Below are 8,524 nucleotides of genomic sequence, written 5' to 3' on the forward strand. Positions count from 1 at the left end.
TCCCCAGTCACCAGTCACCAGTCACCAGTCACCAGTCACCAGTCACCAGTCACCAGTCACCAGTCACCAGTCACCAGTCCCCAGTCACCAGTCACCAGTCCCCAGTCCCCACTGGTTAAAATCCTAGATCCAAATATCAGCAAAAATTTTGCTATTTTCCTTGATATATTTATACAAACCAGTTTAAATTAGTCCATTGTCCCAAATAAGCACTTTTACGAGTATTACAGATTAATCTACCTTTAATTTTATATTTATTCACTCATGGCTAAAGTAAAAACCACTAAAACCGATAACGAAACCTTAGAACAAAAGCTGTGGAAGTCGGCGGACAAGCTACGGAAGAACATGGACGCAGCCGAATATAAGCACGTTGTTTTAGGGTTAATCTTCTTAAAATATATTTCCGATTCCTTTGAGGAATTACACCAAAAATTAATAGAGGGTGAAGGAATCTATGCAGGTGCAGATCCAGAAGATAAAGATGAATATATAGCCGAAAATGTGTTTTTTGTCCCAGAAAATACTAGATGGTCTTATTTACAAGCTAAAGCTAAACAGCCAGAAATTGGTAAATTTGTAGATGAGGCAATGATTACCATTGAAACAGAAAACCCGCAATTAAAAGGAATTTTACCGAAAGTTTACGCACAACAGAAATTAGATAAAGCCTCACTAGGAAGTTTAATAGATTTAATTGGTAGTTGTAAATTAGTTAAAGATGAAAAAAGCAATGTTGAACAACTAGATTTAGACTTAGAACAGAATGCAGCCAAACTAAAAGGTGATGTTTTAGGACAAGTTTATGAATATTTCTTAGGAGAATTTGCCTTATTAGAAGGACGCAAGGGGGGACAATTTTACACCCCAGAAAGTATTGTTAAATTATTAGTAATAATGATAGAACCCTATTCTGGGAGAGTATTTGACCCTTGCTGTGGTTCGGGGGGAATGTTTGTTTGGAGTGAGAAATTTATCGAAGCACACCAGGGAAAGGTTGACAACATTTCTATTTATGGACAAGAAAGCAACGAAACCACCTGGCGTTTATGTAAGATGAATTTGGCAATTCGGGGGATAGATACTTCTCAAATTAGATGGAATAATGAGGGGTCATTTTTAAATAATGCTCATCCAGATTTAAAAGCCGATTTTATCTTAGCTAACCCTCCCTTTAATGATAGTGACTGGGGAGGGGAATTATTACAAAATGATGGACGCTGGGTATATGGTAAACCCCCCGTAGGTAATGCTAACTTTGCTTGGGTACAGCATTTTATTTATCATTTAGCACCTACAGGAAGTGCTGGTTTTGTGTTGTCCAATGGTTCGTTATCTTCCAATACTGGAGGAGAGGGAGAAATTAGACAGAAGTTAGTAGAAGCTGACTTAGTAGATTGTATTGTCATGTTACCAACTCAGTTATTTTATAATACTGGGATTCCCGCTTGTTTGTGGTTTATTAGTCGTTATAAAAATGTTAAACAGAATGGGAATAAAAACCGCAGTCGTAAGGATGAGGTGTTATTTATTGATGCTTCCGAAATGGGAGAAATGATAAATCGCCGGAATCGGATTTTAACAGATAATGATATTAATAAAATTGCTGATACTTACCATCAATGGAAACTGGAGAAGGGGAATTATCAGGATATTAAGGGATTTTGTAAATCAGCAACTATTGAGGATATTAAAAAACATAATTTTGTGTTAACACCGGGGCGGTATGTGGGAATACCTGATGTTGTGGAGGATGGAGAATCATTTCAGGAATTGATGGAGAAATTAACCCTAGAGTTGGGGGAACAAATGCGAGAGGGGGAAGATTTAGATAAGGAGATTAAGGAACAGTTAGCCAAGGTGGGGTTTAAGATTGATTAAATTGTCAATGAGGGTACAGGGGATAGTTCCCTGCTGTAAATTGTATCTTAGTAGTAGAAGTTAGTAGTAGAGGTAAAATTATGACTCTGGAACAAGCAGTTTTAGACAATTTGCGAGATTTACCCACAGATAAACAACAGGAGGTTTTAGATTTTATTCAATTTCTCAAGTATAAATTATCAGCTAAAATACCAGTTGCTATATCTGGGAATCAAGAAGTTTTAACAGAGACTCAAGAGGTTAATGATTTTTGGTCAGCTTTACAAGACTTTAGACAAAGGGTTGATTTAGAAAGTATTGATGATGATACTTTTGAGAATTTACGGGATAAGTCACCAGGTAGAGAGGTTAATTTATGAGTTTCAAGTATTTACTAGATACTAATATTTTATCGGAGGCTAAACGCCCTCTACCGAATGAGAAGGTAATGGCAAAGCTCAGGTTATATAGACAAGAAACAGCCACAGCTTCCGTAGTTATCCATGAGATGTTATATGGTTGTTTACGTCTGCCTGTGTCTAAAAAACGTCAAGATATAGAGGATTATATAAATAATGTAATTTTAGCACAACTGCCTTTATTTGATTATACTCTCCAAGCCGCACAATATCACGCACAGAAGAGAGTAAGGTTATCTAAGGTTGGTAAAAGTCCTGCTTTTATTGATGGTCAAATTGCCTCTATTGCGGTGACGAATGATTTGATTTTAGTAACTAATAATGTGGCAGATTTTCAAGATTTTGATGGTTTGCAAATAGAGAATTGGTTTTGTTGATTTAGTAAAGGTGGGGTGTTAATTATGATTACTTTAGAGAAAGTATGCTTAAATATAGTTGATTGTGAACATAAAACAGCCCCAACTCAGGAACGAGGTATTCCGTCTATTAGAACAACCGATATAAAAGGAGGTGTTATAGATTTTAAAAATGCAAATAAAGTATCTGAAGAAACTTATCAAAACTGGATAAAAAGATTAGAGCCAAGACCTGAAGATTTAATACTTGCAAGGGAAGCACCTGTTGGAGAAGTAGGAATTATTCCCAAGGGGCAAAGAGCTTGTTTAGGTCAAAGAACAGTTTTAATAAGACCAAATCCAGAAAGAGTTTATTCTTATTATTTACTTTACTTATTGTTATCTCGTGAAGTACAGCATCAGATGAAGACACTAGCATCTGGCTCTACTGTTGAACATCTCAATATGTCTGATATTAGAGAGTTACAATTACCAGATTTACCATCCTATGAAGTCCAATATGAAATAGGAGAAACTTTAGCAAATCTTGATCGCAAAATAGACAACCTCAGACGACAAAACGAAACCCTAGAAAAGATAGCACAAACCCTATTTAAGCATTGGTTTATTGATTTTGAATTTCCCAATGAAGAGGGTAAACCTTACAAGTCCTCTGGGGGTGCAATGTCTCCTTCTGAATTAGGCGATATTCCCGCAGGTTGGAATATTTTACCACTAGACAAAATTGCAGATTTTTTAAATGGTTTACCTCTTCAAAAATATCCTCCTATCAATGAATCTGAGTTTTTACCAGTTATCAAAATTAGAGAATTAAAATCTGGGATTACTAATAATACAGATAAAGCAAATACTAATATTCCTTTAGAATATATTATCAATAATGGAGATGTTATTTTTTCATGGTCAGGCAGTTTAGAAGTTGTAATATGGCATTTAGGAAAGGGAGCTTTAAATCAGCATTTATTTAAGGTTTATTCTCAAGAATACCCTAAATGGTTATATTATTTATGGCTATTACAACATTTAGATTCTTTTAGACATATAGCTAAAGGTAAAGCTACCACAATGGGACATATTCAAAGAAAACATTTAACAGATGCTTTATGTATTATTCCAGATAGAAAATTTTTAACGGTTTCTACAAAAATTATTTCACCTTTAATAGATAAAATTATTAACAATAATAAACAAATTCAAACATTAACAAAAACCCGTGATGCACTCCTCCCAAAATTAATGAGTGGAGAAATCAGAATTAAAGAATAAAAATAATTGTAGGTTGGGTTGTTCGCGTTAGCGTTGCGAAGCATGGAACGAAACCCAACATTTACCCAAAATTGATATAAGCACTTGTTGGGTTTCACTGCGTTCTACCCAACCTACAAATTAATAAACAATAACGCCATAGAGACATCATGTAAAAATCAAATTATAATTGAAATAACCTACTTAAAACCTGAATCATGACTGAAATTACTATTCACCAACTAGAACCAGATATTACCAAACTTTTAGAACAACGTGCAGCCCAAAACGGAAACACCATAGAAGCAGAAATAAAAGCCATCCTGCAAAGTGTATTAATACCAGAAAAAACACCGCAAATTAACTTAACAGATGCCATTGAAAACCGCTTTGCAAAATTGGGAGAATTTCAATTACCAGAAATTAACAGAGAACCTATTAGAACACCACCCAATTTTAATAAGCTGTTACACAGCTAAATTGTATAATCCTAATGTTCTGAACTCTTGTTTAACAGGCAAGATGCCTGTTCCACTTATACAAATTAAATGCACAACAGCTTACAACAGAAATATGAAAATAGTTCTCGATACTAATGTACTCTCAGAACTAATGAATACCCAAGGTTCAAAAAGAGTAAAAAATTGGGTGGCTACACAACCGAGAGAAAAACTATTTATTACCACCATTACCTAAGCAGAAATTCTCTATGGTATTGCTATTCTACCGGATGGTAAACGTAGTCAAGCCTTGAAAGAAACCGCCCAGGCTATGTTTATTGAAGATTTTGCTGAAAAAATTCTCCCTTTTGAAGAGAAAGCGGCTGTATGTTTTGCAGAAATTGCTGCACATAGAAAGAAAATTGGTAGACCTATTTCTCAAGCCGATGCTCAAATTGCTGCTATTTGTTTAGCCAATAATGCCGAAATTGCTACTCGTAATGTTGAAGACTTTAGAGAATGCCAAATTAACATTATTAACCCTTGGGATATATGGACAAACTAAACGAAGATAAAACCGAAGAATACACCATAGAACTATTACAAAATATTGGCTATGCTTACATACACGCTGCTACTATTGCCCCTGACAGCGACAACCCAGAACGCCAGTTAGAACGCCAAAATTATAATGATGTTATCCTCAAAAACCGCCTCACCCATGCCATTAACACCATTAACCCCCACATCCCCCTAGAAGCCAGAGAACAAGCACAACGGATCATTACTACCATTAGCAGTCCCGACCTAATTAATAATAACGAAACCTTCCATAAATACCTCACAGAAGGAATAGATATAGAATATCAATTAGACGGAATTACCAGAGGTGATAAAGTCTGGTTAATTGATTTTCAAACCCCAGAAAATAACGAATTTTTAGCAGTTAATCAATTTACCATCATTGAAAATAACCATAACTGCCGTCCAGATATTATATTATTCATTAACGGCTTACCCCTAGTAGTCATAGAACTCAAAAACCCAGCAGACGAAAAAGCCACCATAGAAAAAGCATTTAATCAACTAGGAACATATAAAGCCGAAATCCCCAGCTTATTTACCTATAACGCTTTCTTAATAATTGCCGACGGTTTAGAAGCCCGTGTAGGTTCATTATCTGCTGACTTCTCCCGGTTTTTGAAGTGGAAACTTTCTGAAAAAAACGAAACCCAAGCAGGAAAAGAAATTGAAATAGAAACCGTAATTAAAGGACTATGTAATAAAACCACAGTATTAGACTTTATTCGTCACTTTACCGTATTTGAAAAAACCAAACAAGAACACCCCCAAACCAAAATTACCACCATCAAAACTATTAAAAAAATAGCAGCATATCATCAATATTACGCTGTTAACAAAGCCGTTGATAGAGTCATTCAAGCCGTAAACCAACCCGTAGGGATAATTCATGAATTATCCCTACAAAATAATGATATTCAAACTAGAAAAGGAGGCGTACTGTGGCATACCCAAGGCAGTGGTAAATCTTTATCAATGGTATTCTTAACTGGAAAACTGGTATTAACCCTAGATAACCCTACCATCGTCGTATTAACCGACCGTAACGACCTAGACGACCAATTATTTGATACCTTTGCTGCATCCCGTCAACTCCTGAGACAAGAACCCCAACAAGCCAAAGATAGCAAACATCTCCGAGAACTGCTTAATGTAGCTTCAGGTGGTGTAGTATTTACAACCATACAAAAATTTGCACCAACGGACGAATTACCTCCAGCCTTCTGTAAGAAATATCCTCAAATCTTCCTATCAATTGTTAGTAAACTCAATTTAGCAGTAGAAGAAAATATATATTTACTTGGTGAACTTATAAGACCTGATAGCTTATCACGACGTAATAACATCGTTGTTTTAGCAGATGAGGCACACCGTAGCCAGTACGGTTTCAAAGCCAGAGAAATTGATATCAAAGATGAAAATGGCGTAATTATTGGTAAACAAACCCGCTATGGTTTCGCTAAATATATTCGTGATGCCTTACCTCATGCTACCTTTGTCGGTTTTACGGGGACACCAGTAGAAAAAACAGATCAAAATACCCCCGCCGTCTTTGGAGACTACATAGACATTTATGATATTGCCCAAGCCGTCACAGACGGGGCAACAGTTCCTATTTACTACGAAAGCCGACTGGTAAAAATAGACCTAGACGAAACCGGAAAACAATTATTAGCAGAACTAGATGAAGACTTAGAAGGACTAGGAGAAGGTGAAAACGTCCAACAAGCCAAAGCCCAACGCACCAAATTAGAAGCTGTCATCGGTGCAACCCAAAGACTAGAAACCATTGCCCAAGATATCATCCAACACTTTGAAACCAGGCAACAGGTATTTTTTGGTAAAGGTATGATAGTTACCTTTAGCCGTGCTATTGCCGTGCAACTCTACCAAGAAATAATTAACCTACGTCCTGAGTGGGGGAGTAACCAACTGGACCAGGGAACAATAAAAGTAGTCATGACTGCCGGTGCTAGTGATGGTGCAGAAATGGCTAAACACCACACCAGCAAACGAGAACGGAGTATTTTAGCTGGCAGACTCAAAGACCCCCAGGACTCACTACAGCTAGTAATAGTTTGTGATATGTGGTTAACCGGGTTTGATGCACCTTGTTTGCATACTCTGTACATTGACAAACCCATGAAAGGCCATAACCTCATGCAAGCCATAGCCAGGGTAAACCGTGTTTATTTAGATAAACCAGGGGGGTTAATAGTTGACTATTTAGGAATAGGAAATGACTTGAGAGAAGCCCTAGCTTTTTATGCAGAAAGTGGAGGCAAGGGAGAACCTACATTAGACCAAGAAGCGGCTATTAATTTAATGTTGACTAAATTAGAAATAGTAGAACAATTAATGGCTGGTTGTGCTTATAGTGAATATTTTAGTAGTGACACTGGACGGAAACTGCAAATTATTTTAGAAGCTGAGGAACATATATTAAGTTTAGAAAATGGTAAGGACAGATTTAATCAAGAAGTTACTGCACTGTCTCAAGCCTTTGCTTTAGCTGTTCCCTCAGCAGCAGCTATGAATGTAGCTGCACAAGTATCATTTTTTCAAGCTGTAAAAGCCAGATTACAAAAATTTGATAGTAACAGTAATGGACTTTCTCATCATGATATTTCCACAGCTATTAAACAAGTGGTAGACCAGGCATTAGTATCAGAAGGAGTAATAGATATTTTTGATGCGGCGGGAATTAAAAAACCAGATATTTCCATTCTTTCTGATAGCTTCATGGCAGAAATTAGAGGTTTAGAACATAAAAATCTGGCTGTGGAACTCTTGAAAAAACTCCTCAATGATGAAATTAGAACCCGTCAAAAAACTAATTTAGTGCAAAGTCGGAGTTTAAAAGAATTATTAGAAAATACCCTGAGAAAATATCAAAACCGGGTTATTAGTGCAGCAGAAGTAATTGAAGAACTGATTAATATAGCAAAGGAAGTTACCAAAGCCGACCAACGGGGGGAAGAATTAGGTTTATCTAATTATGAACTGGCTTTTTATGATGCTTTAGCTGAAAATGACAGTGCTAGGGATGTCATGGGAGTAGATAAACTGCGAGAATTAGCTATTGTTTTAGTGCAAAGAATCCAAAAAAACGCCAGCATTGACTGGAATATTAAAGAAAATGTCAGAGCGAGAATGAAAGTCATGGTAAAAAGGTTATTAAGGGAGTATGGTTATCCTCCTGATATGCAAGCTTTGGCTACAGAATTGGTGTTAGAACAAGCTAAATTATTTAGGGTTTGCTGAAAAAGTTATCTGTATTCTACCACTCCAGGCGATCGCTAATCTTGGTTAAGTCGCTTTATTTGTCTACTGGACAACCTGACAAAATTTTTGTCCACCGAGTGACTGGACAAACTAAAATTGTCCACTAGGAGAGTTGACAAACCCAGATGGACAGTCAAGACACAGAACTGATTAAAATTCACCTGTCACCTGTCCCCAGTCACCTGTCCCCAGTCACCAGTCACCATTCCCCAGTCACCATTCCCCAGTCACCATTCCCCAGTCACCTGTCCCCAGTCCCCAGTCCCCAGTCCCCAGTCCCCAGTCACCAGTCACCAGTCACCATTCCCCAGTCCCCAGTCCCCAGTCCCCAGTCCCC

Annotated in this window: 8 protein-coding genes and 1 pseudogene; all 9 read left to right on the forward strand. The window is 37.1% G+C overall.

Annotation, left to right across the window (positions count from 1 at the left end):
* The first annotated feature begins 264 nt into the window (after positions 1-264).
* The gene (locus tag H6F47_RS25680) at positions 265-1,881 is read left to right on the forward strand and encodes a class I SAM-dependent DNA methyltransferase (protein ID WP_190651598.1); all 1,617 of its coding nucleotides are present in this window, start codon (positions 265-267) and stop codon (positions 1,879-1,881) included.
* 80 nt (positions 1,882-1,961) lie between these two features.
* A complete protein-coding gene (locus tag H6F47_RS25685) occupies positions 1,962-2,240 on the forward strand; it encodes a DUF2281 domain-containing protein (RefSeq protein WP_190651600.1) in 279 nt (92 codons plus the stop codon).
* The gene (locus tag H6F47_RS25690; protein WP_190651601.1) at positions 2,237-2,656 is read left to right on the forward strand and encodes a type II toxin-antitoxin system VapC family toxin; all 420 of its coding nucleotides are present in this window, start codon (positions 2,237-2,239) and stop codon (positions 2,654-2,656) included. The genes H6F47_RS25685 and H6F47_RS25690 overlap by 4 nt, the downstream gene beginning before the upstream one ends.
* Positions 2,657-2,680: 24 nt before the next feature.
* Positions 2,681-3,901: a restriction endonuclease subunit S gene (locus tag H6F47_RS25695; RefSeq protein WP_190651604.1), complete on the forward strand. Its 1,221-nt coding sequence runs from the start codon at positions 2,681-2,683 to the stop codon at positions 3,899-3,901.
* A gap of 197 nt (positions 3,902-4,098) precedes the next feature.
* On the forward strand, positions 4,099-4,359 hold the full coding sequence (locus tag H6F47_RS25700) for a plasmid stability protein (protein WP_190346475.1): 261 nt from the start codon (positions 4,099-4,101) through the stop codon (positions 4,357-4,359).
* Between the two features lie 43 nt (positions 4,360-4,402).
* Entirely contained in the window at positions 4,403-4,576 is a 174-nt protein-coding gene (locus H6F47_RS28960) for a hypothetical protein (RefSeq protein WP_347237700.1), read from the forward strand.
* Between the two features lie 6 nt (positions 4,577-4,582).
* A complete protein-coding gene (locus H6F47_RS25705) occupies positions 4,583-4,885 on the forward strand; it encodes a VapC toxin family PIN domain ribonuclease (RefSeq protein WP_347237704.1) in 303 nt (100 codons plus the stop codon).
* Positions 4,873-8,166 carry a type I restriction endonuclease subunit R gene (locus tag H6F47_RS25710; RefSeq protein WP_190651606.1) on the forward strand — a complete coding sequence of 1,098 codons (3,294 nt, stop codon included), beginning with the start codon at positions 4,873-4,875 and terminating at the stop codon, positions 8,164-8,166. The genes H6F47_RS25705 and H6F47_RS25710 overlap by 13 nt, the downstream gene beginning before the upstream one ends.
* Positions 8,167-8,312: 146 nt before the next feature.
* Positions 8,313-8,524: pseudogene (locus H6F47_RS25715) on the forward strand (hypothetical protein); the annotation flags it as partial.

It is taken from the genome of Sphaerospermopsis sp. FACHB-1094, from assembly GCF_014696195.1.
Lineage (GTDB): Bacteria > Cyanobacteriota > Cyanobacteriia > Cyanobacteriales > Nostocaceae > Sphaerospermopsis > Sphaerospermopsis kisseleviana.